This window comes from Bradyrhizobium sp. 23AC, from assembly GCF_054863025.1.
On sequence record NZ_JAVAYN010000003.1, the window covers coordinates 346,746 to 365,878 of the forward strand.

Below are 19,133 nucleotides of genomic sequence, written 5' to 3' on the forward strand. Positions count from 1 at the left end.
GTTGTGAGGCGGCCGTCTTGAAGGCGGTCGCCTGCCCGGACTTGACCGCGTGACATCGCATCGAGAGGCCCGGATCGCCACTCCTGACCGCACTCCGCATGAGCTGACGCGCGGACATCCCGGACTGCGCTGCAACATCTCGCTGCTCGCCATCTGTGAAATACATGGCGCTGCGCAAGTCCCGCACGTATGGTCTGCCCAAAATCATAATCCGGCGCCGCTGCGCCGGAACCGGGACGCCCGCGTTTGTCAAAGCTCACCCTGCCGGTCCGGCTCGCTCTTCTGGTGACGGGAACGATGTTGCCGCTGATCGTCTTTGCGGTCGGCATTGTGTTCTACAATTACAAGCAGGATCGAAGCGACGCGACCCGCCGGGTGCTGGAGAACGTGCGCAGCATGCGCCTCGTGCTCGACTCCGAAGTGCAGCGGATGACCGGCGGCCTGCAGGTCCTTGCACTGACGAATTCGCTGCGCAACGACGACTTCCAGAACTTCCGCCGCATCGCGCTCGGCTTCGTTGACCAATATGGCAAGGGCGGGCTGGTGCTGATCTCCGATCGCAAGGGCCGGTTGCTGTTCTCCTCCGCAACGGAAGACACCGCAAGCCTGCCGCCACGCGGCCATCTCGAGATCATCGAAAAGGTATTTGCGACCAGGTCGCCGCAATATTCCGACCTGTTCACCGGCGCGATCAACGGGCGGCAGGTGCTCACCGTCGAGGTTCCGGTGTTCCGCGACGGCGAGGTGATCTACGACCTCTGCTTCAGCCCACCGATCAGCATCTTTCAGGAGCTGGTGGAGAAGCAACGGCCCGACCGGCTCTGGACCGTGACTCTGCTCGACACCAAGGGCATCGTGTTTGCGCGTGCGCCGAACCCCAGCGAGACCTTTGGCAAGCGCGCCTCGCCCTCGCTTTATGCCGAGATGTTTCGCCGCAGCGAGGCATCGCTCCCGACGGTGTCGCTCGACGGCGTCGCTCTGGCCGCGGCCTACACACGATCGCGGCTGACGGGCTGGACGATCGCCGCCGGCGTCGACGAAAGCTCACTGATCGCGCCGCTCTGGCGCAACATCGCGATCACCAGCCTGATCGGCGGCATCCTGCTGCTGACCGGCCTGACCTTCGCGGTCAGGATGGCGACCACGATCGCGCGCGGCGAGATGCTGCACAATCTCCTGATCGATGAGCTCAACCATCGCGTCAAGAACACTCTTGCCTTGATGCAGGCGATCGCGGTGCAGACCTTCCGCAGCGCCAGCCGGGACGAGCGGACGAAATTCGAGGGACGGCTCGGCGCACTGGCCGAAGCGCATAATCTGCTGAGCCAGGAGAAATGGGCGGGCTCCGAGCTGCGCGAGGTGATCGCCCGCGCGCTTCAGCCGTTCCTGATGAACAGTCCCGACCGCATCCGCATGGCCGGACCCGCCGTGCCGCTGTCGCCGCGGCTCGCCGTGGTGCTGTCGATGATCGTGCACGAGATCGCCACCAATGCCGCGAAATATGGTGCGCTGTCCAACGAGACCGGCCGGGTGACGCTGGACTGGGAGATCATCGCCGATGCCCCGAAACCGCGGCTGCGCCTGATCTGGACCGAGATCGGCGGACCGCCGGTGACCGCGCCGGTACAGCGCGGCTTCGGCTCGCGCCTGATCGAGCGCAGCGCACGCGACCAGCTCGGCGGCGAGGCCACCGTCGACTTCCTGCCGCGCGGCGTGGTCTGCACGGTGGTCTGTACGCTGGACGAGGCGCGGTAGCCGCTCCGGGCCCCGCGCCATATCGCAGCGCAATACAGCCTTCCTGCGACAATTGCGCTCGCCCCACGCAATCATCCGATGTTAAACATCGGATGATTGTGAAGCTGCCGGCGGGCGGCCAATACAAAATGAACCGGCCGCGACAGGCCGGCGGGGAGAAACAAACCGGTGGCAAGAGCGCGGCCGAGCCCAGCCGACAAACTGATCAAGCCCGGCCGCATCCGCGCCGTGCTGACGACGCTCGGCCGCGAGATCGCCCAGGATCTCATTCCCGTCGGTACCACCCTGCCGCCGGAGCCGGAACTCGAAGCCCGTTTCGGCGTCGGACGCGGCGTGGTGCGCGAGGCGATCAAGACGCTCGCCGCAAAGGGCCTCGTCAGCGTGCGGCCGCGCCACGGCACGCAAGTGCTGCCGCGCCACGAATGGAGCCTGCTCGATCGCGACGTGCTGAGCTGGCTCGTCGGCCAGGACGAACCGGATCGCGACCTCCTGCTGGCAATCCAGGAGGTGCGCTCGATCATCGAGCCTGCAGCCGCAGCGCTTGCGGCCGAACGCGCGACCAGGAACGATCGCTGGCGGATCGATACGGCCTTGGCCGCGATGCAGACTGCAAAGGACCAGGCCAGCGCCCTCGCCGCGGACAAGGCTTTTCATCTTGCCATCCTGGATGCGACCCATAACCCGGTGTTGCAGGGCTTTCGCAGCGCGATCGACACCATCCTGAGCACCGTCTTCACCGTCGCCGTCGGAAGCCCCGGCGGTTGGTTCAAGGATAATTTGCCGAACCACGTGGCGGCGGCGCGGGCCATCGAGAGCGCCAACCCGGAGAAGGCGCGCGCCGCGATGGAACGCCTGCTCGGCTATACCCGACTGAAGCTCTCGAACCGGAAGACGGTCATCGCTGCGGCAACTCGCAAAACCGATGGGTCGGCCGTGCGCGCGGCCAGGACGTCGAGCGTCAAGAGCAGGAGGAAACGTCGTGGACCGTGACAGGAAGGGCTCGCCCCACATCCTCGCTCCGCCCGGGATCGCGGTCGTGGCAACCGACGGGCAGCCGCGATCGCGCGAGACATGGTTACGACGTCAGGAATGATCAGCGTGAAATGCCGGCACAGGCATAGCTGAACGCCAAGGAGGACAAATGCAGGTGACGGGCAGTCTGAAAGGTCGATCGTCGCGATTGATCCGCAGCGTCAATTCGCTGGCGGGCGCTGCGATGTTCGTTGCGCCGCTGCTTGCGCTGGTGGTGATCTGGGCGATCGTCGTCCCGCTGTTCAACGTCAATCCGCGCGTGTTTCCATCGGTCGGTGCGGTCGGCGCGGCCGCCATGGAGTCGATCCGCGACGGCACGCTGTTCGCCCATGTCGGCGCCAGCCTTTTGCGCGTCGGCCTCGGCACGCTGATCGGCATCGCCACCGCCGTACCGCTCGGTATCGCCATGGGCGTGAGCCCGACGGTGGCGGCCTTTCTCACGCCGCTGTTCCGCTTCTTCTCGGTGCTCGCCGGCATCGCCTGGATCCCGATCGCGACCTTATGGTTCGGCTACGGCTTCGGCGCGATCGTCTTCGTGATCTTCAACGCCGTGTTCTTCGTCGTCGCCTACAACACCCTGCTCGGCGTCAGGACCATTCCACACACGCTGCGCAATGCTGCCGCCTCGCTCGGCGCCGGCCGCTGGGCGCTGCTGACCGAAGTAATGCTGCCGGGCGCGCTGCCCAACATCGTCACCGGCATCCGCACCGGCCTGGGCTTTGCCTGGCGCGGGCTGATCGCCGCCGAGATGATCGCGACCAATGTCGGGCTCGGATACATGCTGTTCGTCGCACGCGATTTCTACCGCACCGAAGTGATCGTGTTCGGCATGATCGTGATCGGCGTGCTCTGGCTATTGATCGACCGTCTACTGCTGGTCCCGCTGGAACGCGCGACCATCGAACGTTGGGGCTTGGTGAGGCGCGCATGAACCTGCTGCTGCAAATCTGGGGCGGCTATACCCGCCTGACCCGGCGCTGGCCGGGGATCGCCGCCATCATTCCCTTCATCCCGGTGCTCGCGCTGTGGACCGCCGTCAGCGAGGCCGGGCTGTTTCCACGCGCGTTCTTCCCGGGCCCCGCCGACGTGGTGCGAGCGTTCTTCACGCTCACCTACAAGGGGATCCTGCCCGACTATCTCCAGGACAGCCTGATCCGGCTCGCAACCGGCGCCGCCGTCGGCATGGCGCTCGGCATTCCCTTGGGCATCCTGATCGGCACGAGCCGCTGGGCACACCGGATCTGCTGGCCCGTGCTGCTGTTCTTCCAGGCGATCGGCGACATCGCCTGGCTGCCGATCCTCTTGATCTGGTTCGGCTTCGGACTGACGACGATGACATTCGTCATCGTCTACACCGTGCTGTTCCCGGTCGTGCTCAACACCGTGCTCGGGGTTGAATCCGTGCCGCGCGACCTCGCGCGCGCCGCCCTGAGCCTCGGTGCCTCGCGCGCGCGGGTGCTCTGGGAGGTGACGCTGCCGGGGGCGCTGCCCAACATCATCACGGGCCTGCGCAACGGCCTCGGTTATGGCTGGCGCGCACTGATCGCGGTCGAGATGATCGTCGGCACGTCGGGCATCGGCTTCATGATGTTCGATGCCCGCCGCGCCGGCTCCACCGTCGAGATTCTGCTCGGCATGATCATTCTCGGATTGCTCTGGTACATCGTGGACGCCTGGGTCCTCGCGCCGCTCGAGCGCGTGACCGGCCAACGCTGGGGATTGGTGACATCATGAAGACGCTTTCGCTGCGCAATCTCGGCAAGACCTATTTCGATCCTTACGCAGGCGCGCATGTCACCGCCGTTCACGACGTCTCGCTGGACGTCGAGCCCGGCGAGTTCATCTCGGTGGTCGGCCCGTCCGGCTGCGGCAAGACGACGATCCTCAACATGGTCGCCGGCTTCATCCCCTATTCGAAGGGGGACATCCTGCTCGACGGCAAGCCGGTGCACGGGCCCGGCCCCGAGCGTGGCGTCGTGTTCCAGTCGTTCGCGCTGTTTCCCTGGAAGACGGTGCTCGACAATGTCGGCTTCGGCCCGAAGATGCGCGGCGTGCCGAAGGCCGAGCGCGACCGCATCGCGCGCGAATATCTCGCGCTTGCCGGGCTGTCGCACGCGGCGCACCGCTATCCAAACGAGCTCTCCGGCGGCATGCAGCAGCGCGTCGGCGTGGTGCGCGCACTCGCCAACAATCCCGACGTCCTGCTGATGGACGAGCCGTTCGCCAGCGTCGACGCGCAGACGCGCATGACGCTCCAGGAGGAGCTGACCCGGATCTGGCAGGAGCGCAAGCCGACGGTGATCTTCATCACCCATGACGTGCCCGAAGCGGTGTTTCTCGCCAACCGCGTGGTCGTGCTGTCGAAGGGACGCGTGCTGGACGAGATCGCGGTCGACCTGCCGCGTCCCCGCGTCTGGGACGACCTCGTCAAGGACGACCACTTCAAGCAGCTCTCGGCGCGCGTGCTCCAGATGGTGCGCGCGGCATGAGCATCGCTTCCGACGCCCTGCGCTCGCCCAAGGGCCGCATCGTGCTCGGCGCGATTGCCGCGTGGGCGCTGTTTCAACTCTGGTTGACGGTCGCCGCGCCGGGAAAGATCTCGCCGGAGCTCACGGGCACATCGGAAAAGGTGAACGTGCAGATCGAGCTGCCGTTCACGCCGGAGCGCTTCCACGTGCTCGCATTCCAGCAATATGGACGCGTCTCGGGAACGGACGAGCATTCGATCGAACTACGCGGCGTCAAACGAACGGACCTCAACGCCGTCGCCCGCCCCTATTGGGTGACGGCGGTGGGGCCGATAAAAGAGGGAGGCTGAGAATATGAAACGACTCTTGCTGCTCGGAATCGCGCTCTTGGCCGGCATGGTGCCGGCGAGCGCCCAGACCCCGACGAAACTGAAGGCCGGCATGGTCACCGGCATCGACCAGATCGGCCTGCCGATCGCACTCGAGCGCGGCTTCTTCGAGAAGTACGGGCTCGATGTCACGATCGCACGCCCCTATGCGACCGGCGTCGACGCGCTGAACGCGTTGCAGGCCGGCGAGAGCGAGATCGTGCAGGTCGGCGTGCCCATGATCGGCGCCGTGCTGCGCGGCATGGACCTTGTCGCACTCGGCAATTACAGCGGCAACGCCACCAAGGCCGGCTCCGATGCCACCATGGCGATCATCGCGCGTGAAGGTTCAGGCATCGTCAAGGGTGACCTGTCGACGCTCAAGGGCAAGAAGATCGCGGCCTCCTTCGGCACGATCAATCACCTCTACATCCTGGCGACGCTGGAGAAGGCCGGGCTGAAGCCCGATGACGTGACGCTGGTCAACACGCCGCCGCCGGACATGACCGTCGCCCTGCTCGCCAAGGGTATCGACGCGTTCTCGGGCTGGGATCCCTGGCCGATCGTTGCAGGCAAGGATGTGCCCGGCGCGGTCGAGATCATCAGGGGCGGCGACGTGATCTCCTATATCGGCTTCAACGTCGCGCTTCGTCCCTGGGTGCAGGCCAACGGCGAGACCATCGAGAAATTCCTCGCTGCCGTCTCCGAGGCGGACCAGTGGATGCGCAAGAACCCGAAGCAGGCGGCGCAAGTCGCCACGCGCTGGATTCCTGGGCTCAAGCAGGACGTCGCCGAGGCTGCGATGCAGTTCAACATCCAGCAGGCGGACCGCCGGCTGTCGGCGAATAATTACCGCGCGCTGTGGAGCGCCGAGGATCGTCTCTCCCGCCTCGGCATCCTCAAATCGACCTTCGACGTCAATGCGCATATCGAGCCGAAGCACATTCTCAAGGTCATGAAGGATCGTCCCGAACTGTTCGCCGACCTGCCGCCGATCCCGGAGACGGCGGCGATCTCGCCGGGCTACGTGTTCAAACCCTGAGCAGCTGCACACGGGGACGCCGGCGCGATCAGCGCGCCGGTATTTTCCGGATCACGCCCTACCCGATGGTCTGCAGCGCCGGGAACGTCTCCAGCAGCCAGATGCTCACATTCGAGACCGCGCCGGTGAGAAAGCCGATGCCGGTGATCACCATCAGGACGCCCATGGCGCGCTCGACATTGACGAGATGTCCCTTCATGCGCGCGAACAGCGCGGAGAACTGCTCGATCATCAGCGCGGCGATCAGGAAGGGAATGCCGAGACCGGCTGAATAGACCGCGAGCAGCCCTGCGCCCTTCGTCACCGTGGCCTCAGCGGCGGCGATCGAAAGGATCGCGGCGAGGATCGGGCCGATGCAGGGCGTCCAGCCGAAGGCGAAGGCGAGCCCCATGATGTAGGCGCCCCAGAGGCCGACCGGTTTGGGGATCGGCAGCCGTCCCTCGCGCATCAACAGGCCGATGCGCGTCAATCCGAGAAAGTGCAGGCCCATGATGATGATGATGATGCCGGCGAGGATCGACAGCTCTGCCGACCAGGCGCGGATCAGCCCGCCGACCAGCGAGGCGCTGGCGCCGAGCGCGACGAACACCGTGGAGAAGCCGAGCACGAACAGGAGCGCCGACATCATGATCGCGCGCTTGGAGGCCGAGCCCGGCTCGTCGCTCTCGACATGCTCGATCGTGGCGCCCGTGAGATAGATCAGATAGGGCGGGACCAGGGGCAGGACGCAAGGCGAGAGGAAGCTGACGAGGCCGGCAATCAGCGCCGCCGGGATCGAAACATTTTGCATGATGCCGTCTGAGCCATCTCAGGCCCCGGTGCGGCGCGCCGGGAATGCGCGCGGCCCGGAGCCGAACCGGCTCTGGTGTAACCGATGCCGGAGAATGCGCAACAGAGGCGCACCAAACCAGGGCTCCTCCCGATGCCGCCTGCGATCACAGGTGCGGCATCGGGACGCGCACAAACCTCGCCAAAAAGCGAGATTCGGCGGCGCGGCTACTTCACCACGCGGAGCAGCGGACGCCGGGGCTGGTCCTGCGTCTGCTTGGAAGGGGACGGCGGCTCGCTCGCAGCGCTCCGCAGCATTTCGTCGCACAGTGCCTTGAGATCGGCACTGTCAATTCCTTTGAGTTTCATCCTGACGTCGAGGATGACAATGGACAGCAGCTCGGCCGACTCACGGCTGTCGCACGCGTTGAGAACCCTGCGGCACCCCTCGAGCGTTTCCAGCACCGACTGCAACTGTTCGTCTGAATGCGACACCGGCGTTCTTTCCGTTAATTCGGCCTGCGAGACGTGTTGGTGACGACCCCTTCGGCCCCCATGGAATACGGAGGATAGCACGAGGCCACAGCGCCTCTGAACCTGATTTCAGTGGGTTTCTGCCGCGGAACTGCGGTTTCGGCTAACATCGCCGCGCTGCGCCGTTGGCCATGGTCGAAACGGTCCGAGAGCAAACGCCCCGCGCGCTGTGATTGATCCATTGAGAGAGATGGCGCCGGCTTTCGCGCAAGCACACTCATTGCCGACAGCGCCTGCAATCCCGCAGCCATTTCACGGCTCGCAACGGAACTCACGCCACACCCCTCATCCGGGCAATGGCCTGCCCGATTCCCAACTCTTGGCAGCACTCAGATACCACCCACCGGTAGTAAGGATGACGTTCAAAACTTATCATCCCCCAACCCGCAGTGGTTGTGGTTTGCGCCAGATTCTGCCAGTTTAGCTAACCGAAGGGACTTGTATGCACTCCTTGGCGGAAAGGGGCGTTCCTGTGGCGGAACGCCCAAAGACAAATCTCAGCGGCCTCTCTGATTGGGATGCGGCCCGCATATTCCTTGAAGTCGTCCGATGCGGAAGTTTCCGATCGGCGGCCGAGCGCCTGTCGCTGTCGATCAACGCCGTGCGCCGGCGAATCGACGATTTCGAACGCCAGACCGGCACCACACTCTTCACCCGTGATGTCCATGGCACCCATCTCACCGATGAGGGCGCGCTGGTGGTCTCCGCCGTCGAGCGCATGGAGGCCGCCACCTTCGACGTGCTGCGCGCAAGCGATTCGATGGCCAACGCCCTGTCCGGCGAGGTGCGAGTCGCCGTGACCGAGGGGCTCGGCACGTTCTGGCTCGCCCCGCGCCTGGTCGAATTCCAGCAGGCCTATCCGAAGATCCTGGTCGACCTGCATTGCGCGATGCGCTCGGCCGACGTCTCACGCCACGAGGCCGACGTCGCCATCCATCTGTCGCGTCCCTCGGCGCTCGACATCAAACTGGTGCGGCTCGGTCGCATGCACCTGATGTTCTGGGCCTCCGAGAAATACATCGAGAAGCATGGCGCGCCGCGCTCGGCGGCGGAATTGATCAAGCATCGCCTGGTGCTGCAATTCGCCGACCAGCTTGCCGCCAAGGAATCCTTCGAGAGCTTCTTCCCGGGCGTATCGGAACGTGACCTTCTGGTCATGAAGACCAACGTCTCAAGCGCCAACTACTGGGCGGTCGCGAATGGCGCCGGCATCGGCGTCTTCCCGAGCTACGCCATTGCTCTTGGCGGGAAGTTGATTCCACTGGAGGTCGAGTTGAACCGACCGCTGGATATCTGGTTGTCCTACCATCCCGGTAGCGGCCGTATTCCGCGCGTGCGGCACATGATTGATTGGCTGATCGAAGCTTTCAGTCCGGCTCGCTTCCCGTGGTTTAAGGAAGAGTTCGTGCATCCGCATGAATTCAAGGACTCGTATATGGGCGAACCCCTGACCCAGCTCTTCGGGGGATTTTCAACCGAAGAACAAAGGTGAAAACGAAGATGAAAGCAGCGGCGAAAAGAATGAAGCAGCGCAGTGCTGGCAAGCCGGACATCGAGCTTGGCAAGCGGATTCGTCTGCGGCGCGTCGAGATGAAGATCTCGCAGGCCGAGCTCGGCGAGAAGCTTGGCGTCAGCTTCCAGCAGGTCCAGAAATACGAGAAGGGCGTCAATCGCGTCGGCGCGGCTCGTCTGCAGCAGATCGCTTCCGCCCTCGACGTTCCCGTGACCTTCTTCTACGACGGCGACAACAAGGCGCGCGAAGTCGAGAGCCTGCTGTTCCTCGATTCGGCCTTCAGCCTCCGCCTGCTGCGCGCCTACAGCAAGATCAAGGACCAGACCGTGCAGCGTCAGCTGGTCTCGCTGATGGAATCGATCGCGGCGAACGAGAGCTGAGACCGGTCGACGGTCTGGCCTTTGCGGCCGATCTTCAATCCGCCGCGTCGCGGGGACGCGGCCGGATTGAACGATCATATTCCGGCTCGCGCGCTTGCGCGCGGCCTTTGCGGGGCGGCACGACCGCCCCTTTTTTTTGCGCGCGCGACACTCGGGACGACGCGCCATGCAATCCCGGTACAGGCGGATGCAGACTCGCCCACCCTGCCGCGGTTGACCCCGGAAGCGCCAGCGCAGCACATTGCCCCTCGCACATGACGAGCGAGCAAGCGATGTCCGACATATTCAGCACGACCGGTACACCCTACGCGGACGGCAAGATTCTCCAGCACACCGCCGACGGCGTCGGCGTGATCACCTTCAACAATCCCGACAAGCGCAACGCGATGTCGCTGGAGATGTGGGAGGGATTTGGCGAGGCCTTGACGAGCCTGCGCGACGACGAGACGGTGCGCGTCGTGATCCTGCGCGGGGCCGGCGGCAAGGCCTTTGTCTCCGGCGCCGACATCAGCCAGTTCGAGAAGACCCGCCATAACGCGGCAGCGTCCGAGGAATATGCTAGGCGCAGCGCCGCCCAGCGCGCACTGCTCGCAGACTATCCCAAGCCGACGATTGCCTGCATCGAGGGGTTTTGCCTCGGCGGCGGCATGCAGGTCGCGATGCTCGCCGACATCCGCATCGCCGCGCACGCCAGCCAGTTCGGGATTCCAGCGGCCAAGCTCGGCATCGCCTATGGCTTCGACGGCCTGCGGCACCTGGTATCGCTGGTCGGCCCGTCCTGGGCGCGGCTTCTGATGTACACGGGCATGCGCATCGATTCCGCCGAAGCGCTGCGCATTGGCCTTATCGAGCGCGTGTTCCCGGTCGACGAGCTCTGGGGCGAGACCATGACGATTGCCGAGACGATCTCGCAGAACGCCCCGCTCGCGATCAAGGCCGCCAAGATCACCATCGCGCAGGTGCTGAAGGATGAGAGTCAGCGCGACATGGACGCGATCAAGGCGATCGGCAATGCCTGCATGGACAGCGCAGACTTTCGCGAGGGCCGGCAGGCCTTCATGGAAAAGCGCAAACCGCAGTTCCAGGGGCGTTGAAGCTGAACCGACGTTCAGGAAGATTAAATTCCTCGTCCAGCTCCGCGCGGTAGCAACTAGTTGATCTGACGAAAGTTCTCCCGCCACAACGAGGGAGATCGCGATGACACTGAAATCTGCTGTTCTTGCTCTGGCTGCCATCGGCGGTGTGGCGCTCGCGTCGGGCGAGGCGCTCGCAGCCATGCCGAATGGCATCCCGCAGGCGGACAAGATTGCAAGCGGTCCGGCCGCTGACGTCGATCAGGTGCGCTGGGTGTGCAACCCCTGGGGCCGCTGCTTCTGGCGTCCGAACTATTACGGCGCCTACGGCTATTACGGCGGCCCGCGGCGCTTCTACGGCCCGCGCCCGTGGGGCTGGGGCCATCGCCACCACCATTGGCGCCGCTGGTGAACGACAAAGGGGCCGCAAGGCCCCTTTTTCTTTGAGATGAACTGGCGCCGCGGCTCGACTGCTTCTCAGAGCGCCGCGAGCACCGCTTTCGTGATATCCGCGGTGCCGTTGCTGCCGCCGAACTCCATCGGCTTGATGCCGCCCGCATAGACCTGATCCACCGTACGCTCGATCGTCTCGCCGGCTTCCGCCGCGCTCTCGACGCCGTGCTTGTCGGCGAGCCAGTCCAGCATCATCGCCGCCGACAGGATCATGCCGGTGGGATTGGCCTTGCCCTGCCCCATGATGTCGGGCGCGGTGCCGTGGCAGGGCTGGAACACGGCATATTTGTCGCCGATGTCCGCCGACGGCGCCATGCCGAGGCCGCCGATCAGGCTCGCAGTGATGTCGGAGACGATGTCGCCGAACATGTTCTCCATCACCATCACGTCGAAATCCCAGGGACGCTTCACCAGCATGGCCGAGCAGGCATCGACATAGAGCCGATCGGTCTTCACGTCGGGATGCTTCTTGGCGATCTCGTCGAAAATGCCGCGAAAGAACGCGAACGCCTTGAACACGTTCGCCTTGTCGACGCAGGCAAGCGCGCCGGGCTTGCCGCGCGCCTTGCGCCGCTCGGCGAGGCGAAACGAGAAGTCGAACAGGCGCTCGGATGTCCTGCGTGTGATCACCATGGTCTCGCGCGCGTCCTCATGGGTGACGACGCCCTTGCCCATCGAGGCGAACAGGCCTTCGGTCGATTCCCGGATCACAACGAGATCGATGCCGCGCGCATCAGCGCCGACGATCGGGCTCGGCACGCCCGGAATGAGGCGCGCCGGTCGCACGCCGGCATAGAGATCGAAGATGAAGCGCAGCTCGATCTGCGGCGCGATCTCGGTATTGTCGGGGTAGCGCACCGACGGCAGGCCGCAGGCGCCGAGCAGGATTGCGTCTGCCTCCTCGCACAGCTTGATGGTCGAGTCAGGCATCGACTTGCCGGTGGCAAGATAATTGTTGGCGCCGGCGGGTGCCTCGGTGAAACGGAAGCGCAAATCCGATTTCTGCTCGATCTTGCGCAGCACCTCGACGGCCGGCGCCATGACTTCGGGACCGATGCCGTCACCGGCGAGCACGGCAATGTGGAAGGCGTTGTTTGCGGACATTTAAGGCCTCAAGGAATGGAGCTAGCCAAGTCGTCATTGCGAGGAGCTCTTGCGACGAAGCAATCCAGACTGTGTCCGCGGAGGGATTTCTGGATTGCTTCGCTGCGCTCGCAATGACGGCGGAGAGAGTGTTCGCTACGGCGTCAGCACCGTGCGCCCGACCACCGCGCCCTGCTGCAATTGCACCAGCGCGTCGTTGGCTTTGGCGAGCGGTGCCGTCGTTACCGGGATCGGCGGCACCTTCTTGGTGCGGACGAGGTCGAGCAATTCCTGCGTCTCGCGCAGGTTTCCGACATAGCTGCCCTGGATCGTCACCGCCTTGATCGGAATCAGCGGCAGCGCCCAGGTCGCGCCGCCGCCGAACAGGCCGACGATCACGAGCTTGCCACCCTTGGTCAGGCAGTCGAATCCAAGCTGCGTCGTCGCGGCATTGCCGACGAGGTCGATCACGGCACGGATCGGCCCGCCCGCTTTCTTGGCGAGTTGCTCCAGCGCATCCGGCGCCTTCGGGTCGACGGTGGCGAGCGCGCCGGCCTTTTCCGCCGCCTCGCGCTTCCTTGCATCGATATCGACCATGATCGCGCCCTTGCCGCCCATGGCTTTCAAGAGCGACAGCGCCATCAGGCCGAGGCCGCCGGCGCCGAACATCACGATCGGCGTGTCGAAATGCTGCTCGACCTTCTTCAGCGCGCTGTAGGTGGTAACGCCCGAGCAGGCATAGGGCGCGGTCGTTGCGGGATCGAGTCCCCTGAGATTGAGTAGATAGCGCGGATGCGGCACCAGCATGTGATCGGAATAGCCGCCGTCGCAATAGACGCCGAGCGAGCGCGGCGTCAGGCACATGTTCTCGTCACCGGCGAGGCACGTCGCGCACTTGCCGCAGCCGATCCAGGGATAGACCAGCCCGACATCGCCGAGCTTCAGGTCGCCCTGGTCGGTCGGTTTCACGTCAGGGCCGAAGGCCAGGATTTCGCCGACCGTCTCGTGACCCATGGTCAGCGGCAGATTGATGCCGCGGTCCTTCAGCGACAGCGGCTTGCGGCCATGGCCGAGATCGTAGCCGCCCTCCCAGATGTGGAGGTCGCTGTGGCAGACGCCGGCGGCCTTCACCTTGATTAGCACCTGCGTGCCCGAGGGCTGCGGCGTCGCCTCGTCGAACTCCTGCAGCGGCGCCTTGAAATCGGCGACCTTGAAACTCTTCATCGGCGTTCTCCCGGCATGTTTCTCGTTGTCGCGCCACCATGCCATGGCCGGCGAGGCGAGACAAACCGGTCTTAGTTCAGGTCAGCGGACGATGGCAAGCTGCGAACTGGCCGGGCCCGATTTCGCGCAACTCCGGTATCTCCGCGCTGCATCGCTGATCGGCTCGCGGGCAGCGGGTGCGGAAGCGGCAGCCGGACGGCGGCGCAATCGGCGATGGTGGCTCACCCGCCGCCACACTCTCGGCGGGACGCACATCCGGATCGGGCACCGGGATCGCCTGCAACAAGAGCCCGGTATAGGGATGCGCTGGATTTGCGAACAATTGCTCCGACGGACCGACCTCGCAGAGCCGGCCGAGATACATCACCGCGACGCGGTCGCTGACCGCTTTGACCACTGCGAGATCGTGCGCAATAAACAGCAGCGTCAGGCCGAAGCGTGCTTTCATCTCCTCCAGCAAATTGAGGATCTGTGCGCGGATCGAGACGTCCAGCGCCGAGACCGGCTCGTCGCAGACGATGAACTCGGGGTTGAGCACCAGCGACCGCGCTATACAGATGCGCTGGCACTGCCCACCGGAGAATTCATGCGGCAGGCGGCCCGCCACGAGATCAGGATCGAGCCCGACCGCGCTGAGCACCTCGTGGACCCTGCGCTTGCGCTCGGCGGCATCCTTGACGCCGGCGATGATCAGCGGCTCGGCCACGATGTCGCCGATGCGACGGCGCGGATTGAGCGAGGCGATCGGATCCTGGAAGATCAACTGCACGCGGCGGCGCATCTTGCGCAACGCCTCGCCCTCCATCGCGGTGAGGTCCTCGCCGTCGAACAGCACCCGGCCGGATTTGGCGCGGCGCAATTGCAGCACGGCGCGGCCCAGCGTCGACTTGCCACAGCCGGATTCTCCGACCAGCCCCAGCGTCTCGCCGCGCGCGACCGCAAGGCTGACACCGGAAACCGCATGCACCGTCTTGTTGCCGAGACCATATTCGACGACGAGATTGTCGACGTTCAGCAGCGGCTCGGCGCGCGTGGCAAGCTGCATCATACGCCAACTCCCTCCGTCATCTGGATCGGATGGAAGCAGGCATAGAGATGATCGGGCATCTCGGCGCTCTTCAGGTCGGGCTTGGCCTCATGACAGCGGCTAGCGGCATAGCGGCAGCGCGGCGCGAAGGAGCAGCCCTTTAGCGGTCGTGTCGGATCGGGCGGACGGCCGGAGATCGCGGGCAGCGGCGTATGCGGCGCGGTCTCCAGCTTCGGGATCGCCGCCAGCAGCGCCTCGGTGTAGGGCATGTGCATGCGCTTGAACAGCGCCTGGGTCGGGGCGCGCTCCACCACCCTGCCCGCATACATCACGGCGACCTCGTCGGCACGGCCGGCGACCACGCCGAGATCGTGGGTGATGATGATCATCGCCATGTGGCGGCGGCGCTGCTCGCGCGCGAGCAGATCGAGGATCTGTGCCTGGATGGTGACGTCGAGCGCGGTGGTCGGCTCGTCCGCAATCAGCAGCTTCGGTTCGCAGGACAACGCGATCGCAATTGCGATGCGCTGGCGCATGCCGCCGGAACATTGATGCGGATATTGCGCGAGCCGCTGCTCAGGCGCCGGGATTCCGACAGCCGCCAGCAGCTCGATGCTGCGCTTCCGCGCCGCGGGAGCATCGAGCTCGAGATGCTCCTGGATCGTCTCCATCAACTGCGTGCCGATGGTCAACACCGGGTTGAGCGAGGTCATGGGGTCCTGGAACACGACTGCGAGATCGCGCCCGCGCAAGCGACGCAAGCGTTCCGCATCGAGCCGCACCAGATCCTGGCCGTCGAACATCACGCGGCCCGTGAGCTTTGCTTTTTTCGGCAGCAGCTGAAGCACCGCGCGCGAGAGCATGGTCTTGCCGCAGCCGGACTCGCCGACGATGCCGAGCGTGCGGCCCGCCTCCAGCGAAAGGTCGACATGATCCACGGCGCGCAGATTACCGCGCGGCGTCGGTAGCTCGACTGCAACGTCCTCGATGGTCAAGAGCGGAGCGCTCACAGCGCCCCCTGACGCGGGTCGGTCAGCGCCCGCAAGGTGTCGCCGACCAGATTGAAGGCCAGCACGGTGAGGAACAGTCCGGCGGCCGGCAGGAACGCCAGCCGCGGCGCGACGTCGAGGCTGTCGCGCCCCTCGCCGATCATGCTGCCCCAGCTCGCCATCGGCGGCGGCACGCCGAGACCGAGGAACGACAGCGCCCCCTCGACCACGATGGTGACGGCGACGCCGAGCAGGAAGAAGGCCAGCAGCGGCAGGATCACGTTCGGCAACAGCTCGCGCAGCAGGATGCGCGCATGGCTGGCACCTAACGCCTCGGCCGCGATCACGAATTCCCGCCGCGCCAGCGTCAGCGTCGCGGCCCGCGCCACACGCATGAAGGCGGGAATGCCGAGCACGCCGAGGATCAGGGTGAGGTTGGGGACGGACTGACCGAGATAAGCCGTCACCGCGAGCGCGAAGATCAGCGGCGGAAAGGCGAGCAGCACGTCCATGCTGCCGACCACCAGCGTCTCAAACCGGCCGCGGAAATAGCCGGCGAGCAGGCCGAGCGCGCCGCCGAACGTAAGGCCGATCATCGGCGCGATCAGCCCGACGGTCAGCGACACGCGCGCGCCAAAAATCAGGCGGGCGAGCTCGTCGCGGCCGAGTCCGTCGGTGCCGAGCCAGTGCTCCCCGGAGAAGGCGGCGCGGCGCTCCAGCATGTCCATGTCCACAGGGTTCTGCAGCGGCAGCACCGGCGCAAGGATCGCGAGCGCAAGGATGATCGCGAGCCAGGCGCTCGCGATCCAGAACAGCAGGCCGAGCCTGCGCTTGCGGCCGACGGGCACGGGCGCCGCCTCGTCCTGCATCGAGAGCTCAAGCGTGGCCATGGCGGATCCTGGGGTCGAGCACGGCGTAGAGCATGTCGACGATGAAATTCACGATAACGAAGCCGCAGGCGACCAGCAGCACGACGCCCTGGAGGATGACGAGATCGCGGGTGTAGATCGCCCCGACCAGAAGCCGGCCGATGCCAGGCAGCGCGAAGATCGATTCCACGATCAGCGTGCCGCCGAGCAGGCGGCCGATATTGATGCCTGTGACCGTCACCAGCGTCAGCGACGAGGGCTTGAGCGCATGCACGAACAGGATACGCGCGGGCTTGAGACCCTTGGCCTTGGCGAGCGCGATATAATCCTCCTGCAAGGTCGCGATCATGTCGGAGCGCAGCACCCGCATGATTCCCGGCCATTCCGCCAGTGCCAGCGTCAGTGCCGGCAGCACGAAAAAGCGCAGATTGGCCAGCGGCGCCTCGGTGAACGGCACATAGCCGGTCGCCGGCAGCCAGTGCAGCTCGACCGCGAACAGATAAATCAGCAGGATCGCCACCAGGAAGGACGGCATCGACAGCATCGCGAACGCACTACCGGTCATGAAGCGGTCGAAGGCGCCGCCGGCGCGCGCGGCGCAGGCGATCGCGACGGGGACGCCGATCAAGAGGCCGATGAACTCGGCCATCAGCATCAATTGAAGTGAAACCGGAATGCGCTCGGCGACCGCCTGCAATACCGTCTGCCCGGTGCGGAACGAGCGGCCGAGATCGCCCTGCAGGACGTGACCGAGCCAGCTCAGGTAACGCCACCACAGCGGCTGGTCGAGCCCCATGTCGCGGCGCAGCGCCGCGACATTCTCCGGCGTCGCCTGATCGCCGAGGATGACGAGAGCGAGATCGCCCGGCAGCAGCGAGGCGATCAGGAATGTCAGCAGAGAGACGGCGAGCAACACCGGCAGCATGCCAAGCAGCCGCCGAACGACGAAGTTCAGCATCGCGCGTTCATTCCAGCCAGGTCCGCGAAACGTCGATCACGCCGTTGTAGATCTTGGGGAAGCCCTTCAGCTTGGCGCTCGACAGCGCGTAATAGGTGTTCTGGAAGGTCCAGAACCAGATCGCCTCCTTGTTGATCAGGCGGCTGATGGCGCAGTAATCCTCGGTGCGTTGGCCGAGGTCGGCAGTGACGCGGGCGTGGTCCAGCAGCTTGTCGAGCTCAGGATTTGAGTATCCGGCCAATGCCAGCGGGCTACCGCTGCGGAAATTCGCGTACATCTGCGGATCGGGATCGGCGAGATCGACGATGCGCCACGGCGTCATCTGGAACTGGCGGGTGAAGGCGCGCGAGGGAATGGTTGCCTGATCGACCTGCTCGATCTCCATATTGGCACCGGCGCGTTTCCAGAACTGCTGGAGCACCTGGCCGATCATCCGGCCGCGCGGCGTCGCGGTCACCAGCATCTTGAACTCGACCGGCTTGCCGTAATCCTTGATCAGCGCCTTGGCCTTCTCGACGTCGAACGGCAGCGCGCCGTCGTCCTTGCATTTGACCCAGGAGCCATCGCCATAGGGATTGGTCGCGGGCCGGCTCAGGCCGTTGCTGATCGCCTGCGACATTTTCGGGCGGTCGAGCGCCATCACCAACGCCTGTCGCACGCGGACATCGTCGAACGGCGCGACCTTGGTGTTGACGGCATAGACCTGCGCGCCCGAGCCCTTGTAGGTGTGCACGGTGAGCTTGGGGTCCTTCTGCGCCTTCATGATGTTGTCGGCGTCGTTCTCGTCGTCCCAGATGATGTCGGCCTCGCCCGATTGCAGCGAGGCAAAGCGCGACTGCGCGTCGGGCAGTGGCTTTAAGATGATGCGATCGAGATAGGGGCGGCCCTTGTCCCAGTAGTTGGGATTCTTCTCCAGCACCATGCGGTCGCCAGCGGTCCATGATTTAAGGATGTAGGGACCGGTACCGACGGGATTGCGGTTGTAATCGTCGCCCTTGGTCTTCCAGGCCGTCGGCGAGTGTATCGCGTTGTTCTGGCTCTGGATGGTGATCACCGCCGGCAGGTTCACCGAGGGGTCGGTGAGCTTGTAGACGAGGGTGTAGTCGTCCGGCGCCAGGACTTCCTTGACGTTGGTGATGTAGAAGGCGCAGCGGCATTTGTTGGCCGGGTCCTTCTGCCGGTCGAAATTCTCCTTGAAGGCCTGCGCATTGAACGGCGTTCCGTCGTGGAATTTCACGCCCTCTCGCAGCTTGAAGGTCCAGCTCATGTAGTCGTCGGAATGGGTCCATGACACCGCGAGCTTCGGCGCGGCTTCGCCCTTGTCGTCGAGCGTCGTCAGCGTATCGAAGATCGCTGCGGCCGCGGTGAAGGTGGAGGTGTCGTAGACGCCGACCTTGAGCGGATCGAAGCCCGCAATCTCCAGCTCCTGGCCGACGGTGATGCTGCCGCCCGGCTTCTGTGCCTGCACCGGCCCGGCCAGCGGAAGGAGGGCAAATGCCGCAACAAGGAAAATCGGCGCGTGCTTGCGCGCCGCGGCAGCAATGTTCGTCATGGTTCCTCCCGGGATCCCTCGTCCGATGTTTCGGATCGTTGAATG

At 65.0% G+C, this 19,133-nt stretch carries 20 protein-coding genes; 11 read left to right on the forward strand and 9 right to left on the reverse strand.

Going from position 1 to position 19,133, the window contains the following annotated elements:
• Positions 1-297 precede the first annotated feature (297 nt).
• The 7 genes from RAD10_RS09960 (at position 298) to RAD10_RS09990 (ending at position 6,665) form a co-directional block, all read left to right on the forward strand.
• Positions 298-1,755 (forward strand): sensor histidine kinase, encoded by a 1,458-nt coding sequence (locus RAD10_RS09960; RefSeq protein ID WP_461617502.1) that lies wholly within the window; start codon positions 298-300, stop codon positions 1,753-1,755.
• A gap of 168 nt (positions 1,756-1,923) precedes the next feature.
• On the forward strand, positions 1,924-2,745 hold the full coding sequence (locus tag RAD10_RS09965) for a FadR/GntR family transcriptional regulator (RefSeq protein WP_461617307.1): 822 nt from the start codon (positions 1,924-1,926) through the stop codon (positions 2,743-2,745).
• 151 nt (positions 2,746-2,896) lie between these two features.
• The gene (locus tag RAD10_RS09970) at positions 2,897-3,718 is read left to right on the forward strand and encodes an ABC transporter permease (RefSeq protein ID WP_461617308.1); all 822 of its coding nucleotides are present in this window, start codon (positions 2,897-2,899) and stop codon (positions 3,716-3,718) included.
• Complete coding sequence (locus RAD10_RS09975) at positions 3,715-4,521, forward strand: ABC transporter permease (protein ID WP_461617309.1); 807 nt, start codon at positions 3,715-3,717, stop codon at positions 4,519-4,521. Before RAD10_RS09970 ends, RAD10_RS09975 begins: the two co-directional genes overlap by 4 nt.
• On the forward strand, positions 4,518-5,276 hold the full coding sequence (locus tag RAD10_RS09980) for an ABC transporter ATP-binding protein (RefSeq protein ID WP_461617310.1): 759 nt from the start codon (positions 4,518-4,520) through the stop codon (positions 5,274-5,276). The genes RAD10_RS09975 and RAD10_RS09980 overlap by 4 nt, the downstream gene beginning before the upstream one ends.
• Positions 5,273-5,605, forward strand: a complete 333-nt coding sequence (locus RAD10_RS09985) for a hypothetical protein (protein WP_104462951.1) — start codon at positions 5,273-5,275, stop codon at positions 5,603-5,605. The genes RAD10_RS09980 and RAD10_RS09985 overlap by 4 nt, the downstream gene beginning before the upstream one ends.
• A gap of 4 nt (positions 5,606-5,609) precedes the next feature.
• Positions 5,610-6,665, forward strand: coding sequence for an ABC transporter substrate-binding protein (locus RAD10_RS09990; RefSeq protein WP_091965682.1), 1,056 nt, complete (start codon positions 5,610-5,612; stop codon positions 6,663-6,665).
• A gap of 58 nt (positions 6,666-6,723) precedes the next feature.
• On the opposite strand, the gene RAD10_RS09995 is transcribed toward RAD10_RS09990, so the two are convergent.
• Both RAD10_RS09995 and RAD10_RS10000 read right to left on the reverse strand, forming a co-directional pair.
• Complete coding sequence (locus RAD10_RS09995) at positions 6,724-7,455, reverse strand: cytochrome c biogenesis CcdA family protein (protein ID WP_461617311.1); 732 nt, start codon at positions 7,453-7,455, stop codon at positions 6,724-6,726.
• 206 nt (positions 7,456-7,661) lie between these two features.
• Positions 7,662-7,928, reverse strand: a complete 267-nt coding sequence (locus tag RAD10_RS10000; RefSeq protein ID WP_028143063.1) for a hypothetical protein — start codon at positions 7,926-7,928, stop codon at positions 7,662-7,664.
• A gap of 481 nt (positions 7,929-8,409) precedes the next feature.
• Between RAD10_RS10000 and RAD10_RS10005 the strand changes: the two genes are divergently transcribed.
• The 4 genes from RAD10_RS10005 (at position 8,410) to RAD10_RS10020 (ending at position 11,345) form a co-directional block, all read left to right on the forward strand.
• The gene (locus tag RAD10_RS10005; RefSeq protein ID WP_194406905.1) at positions 8,410-9,459 is read left to right on the forward strand and encodes a LysR family transcriptional regulator; all 1,050 of its coding nucleotides are present in this window, start codon (positions 8,410-8,412) and stop codon (positions 9,457-9,459) included.
• A gap of 29 nt (positions 9,460-9,488) precedes the next feature.
• Positions 9,489-9,860, forward strand: coding sequence for a helix-turn-helix domain-containing protein (locus RAD10_RS10010; RefSeq protein WP_020608151.1), 372 nt, complete (start codon positions 9,489-9,491; stop codon positions 9,858-9,860).
• 272 nt (positions 9,861-10,132) lie between these two features.
• Positions 10,133-10,954, forward strand: coding sequence for an enoyl-CoA hydratase (locus tag RAD10_RS10015; protein ID WP_461617312.1), 822 nt, complete (start codon positions 10,133-10,135; stop codon positions 10,952-10,954).
• A gap of 103 nt (positions 10,955-11,057) precedes the next feature.
• Positions 11,058-11,345 (forward strand): hypothetical protein, encoded by a 288-nt coding sequence (locus RAD10_RS10020; RefSeq protein ID WP_028143066.1) that lies wholly within the window; start codon positions 11,058-11,060, stop codon positions 11,343-11,345.
• Positions 11,346-11,410: 65 nt separating this feature from the next.
• On the opposite strand, the gene RAD10_RS10025 is transcribed toward RAD10_RS10020, so the two are convergent.
• The 7 genes from RAD10_RS10025 to RAD10_RS10055 all read right to left on the reverse strand — a co-directional run bounded on the left by RAD10_RS10025 (position 11,411) and on the right by RAD10_RS10055 (position 19,088).
• Positions 11,411-12,490 carry an isocitrate/isopropylmalate dehydrogenase family protein gene (locus RAD10_RS10025; RefSeq protein ID WP_461617313.1) on the reverse strand — a complete coding sequence of 360 codons (1,080 nt, stop codon included), beginning with the start codon at positions 12,488-12,490 and terminating at the stop codon, positions 11,411-11,413.
• A gap of 135 nt (positions 12,491-12,625) precedes the next feature.
• A complete protein-coding gene (locus RAD10_RS10030; protein ID WP_028143068.1) occupies positions 12,626-13,693 on the reverse strand; it encodes an alcohol dehydrogenase in 1,068 nt (355 codons plus the stop codon).
• A 76-nt stretch (positions 13,694-13,769) separates the two neighbouring features.
• Positions 13,770-14,741 carry an ABC transporter ATP-binding protein gene (locus tag RAD10_RS10035; RefSeq protein WP_461617314.1) on the reverse strand — a complete coding sequence of 324 codons (972 nt, stop codon included), beginning with the start codon at positions 14,739-14,741 and terminating at the stop codon, positions 13,770-13,772.
• Positions 14,738-15,730: an ABC transporter ATP-binding protein gene (locus tag RAD10_RS10040; RefSeq protein ID WP_461617315.1), complete on the reverse strand. Its 993-nt coding sequence runs from the start codon at positions 15,728-15,730 to the stop codon at positions 14,738-14,740. Before RAD10_RS10040 ends, RAD10_RS10035 begins: the two co-directional genes overlap by 4 nt.
• On the reverse strand, positions 15,727-16,599 hold the full coding sequence (locus RAD10_RS10045; RefSeq protein WP_461617316.1) for an ABC transporter permease: 873 nt from the start codon (positions 16,597-16,599) through the stop codon (positions 15,727-15,729). The genes RAD10_RS10040 and RAD10_RS10045 overlap by 4 nt, the downstream gene beginning before the upstream one ends.
• Positions 16,586-17,536 carry an ABC transporter permease gene (locus RAD10_RS10050; protein WP_038946995.1) on the reverse strand — a complete coding sequence of 317 codons (951 nt, stop codon included), beginning with the start codon at positions 17,534-17,536 and terminating at the stop codon, positions 16,586-16,588. Before RAD10_RS10050 ends, RAD10_RS10045 begins: the two co-directional genes overlap by 14 nt.
• A 7-nt stretch (positions 17,537-17,543) precedes the next feature.
• On the reverse strand, positions 17,544-19,088 hold the full coding sequence (locus RAD10_RS10055) for an ABC transporter substrate-binding protein (protein ID WP_461617317.1): 1,545 nt from the start codon (positions 19,086-19,088) through the stop codon (positions 17,544-17,546).
• Positions 19,089-19,133 lie beyond the last annotated feature (45 nt).

Bases quoted from the DNA above. Each gene is read 5' to 3' on its own strand.
- RAD10_RS09960 (WP_461617502.1), top strand. From the start codon at position 298: ATGTTGCCGCTGATCGTCTTTGCGGTCGGCATTGTGTTCTACAATTAC.
- RAD10_RS09970 (WP_461617308.1), top strand. From the start codon at position 2,897: ATGCAGGTGACGGGCAGTCTGAAAGGTCGATCGTCGCGATTGATCCGC.
- RAD10_RS09975 (WP_461617309.1), top strand. From the start codon at position 3,715: ATGAACCTGCTGCTGCAAATCTGGGGCGGCTATACCCGCCTGACCCGG.
- RAD10_RS09980 (WP_461617310.1), top strand. From the start codon at position 4,518: ATGAAGACGCTTTCGCTGCGCAATCTCGGCAAGACCTATTTCGATCCT.
- RAD10_RS09985 (WP_104462951.1), top strand. From the start codon at position 5,273: ATGAGCATCGCTTCCGACGCCCTGCGCTCGCCCAAGGGCCGCATCGTG.
- RAD10_RS09990 (WP_091965682.1), top strand. From the start codon at position 5,610: ATGAAACGACTCTTGCTGCTCGGAATCGCGCTCTTGGCCGGCATGGTG.
- RAD10_RS09995 (WP_461617311.1), bottom strand. From the start codon at position 7,455: ATGCAAAATGTTTCGATCCCGGCGGCGCTGATTGCCGGCCTCGTCAGC.
- RAD10_RS10005 (WP_194406905.1), top strand. From the start codon at position 8,410: ATGCACTCCTTGGCGGAAAGGGGCGTTCCTGTGGCGGAACGCCCAAAG.
- RAD10_RS10010 (WP_020608151.1), top strand. From the start codon at position 9,489: ATGAAGCAGCGCAGTGCTGGCAAGCCGGACATCGAGCTTGGCAAGCGG.
- RAD10_RS10015 (WP_461617312.1), top strand. From the start codon at position 10,133: ATGTCCGACATATTCAGCACGACCGGTACACCCTACGCGGACGGCAAG.
- RAD10_RS10020 (WP_028143066.1), top strand. From the start codon at position 11,058: ATGACACTGAAATCTGCTGTTCTTGCTCTGGCTGCCATCGGCGGTGTG.
- RAD10_RS10025 (WP_461617313.1), bottom strand. From the start codon at position 12,490: ATGTCCGCAAACAACGCCTTCCACATTGCCGTGCTCGCCGGTGACGGC.
- RAD10_RS10030 (WP_028143068.1), bottom strand. From the start codon at position 13,693: ATGAAGAGTTTCAAGGTCGCCGATTTCAAGGCGCCGCTGCAGGAGTTC.
- RAD10_RS10035 (WP_461617314.1), bottom strand. From the start codon at position 14,741: ATGATGCAGCTTGCCACGCGCGCCGAGCCGCTGCTGAACGTCGACAAT.
- RAD10_RS10045 (WP_461617316.1), bottom strand. From the start codon at position 16,599: ATGGCCACGCTTGAGCTCTCGATGCAGGACGAGGCGGCGCCCGTGCCC.
- RAD10_RS10050 (WP_038946995.1), bottom strand. From the start codon at position 17,536: ATGCTGAACTTCGTCGTTCGGCGGCTGCTTGGCATGCTGCCGGTGTTG.
- RAD10_RS10055 (WP_461617317.1), bottom strand. From the start codon at position 19,088: ATGACGAACATTGCTGCCGCGGCGCGCAAGCACGCGCCGATTTTCCTT.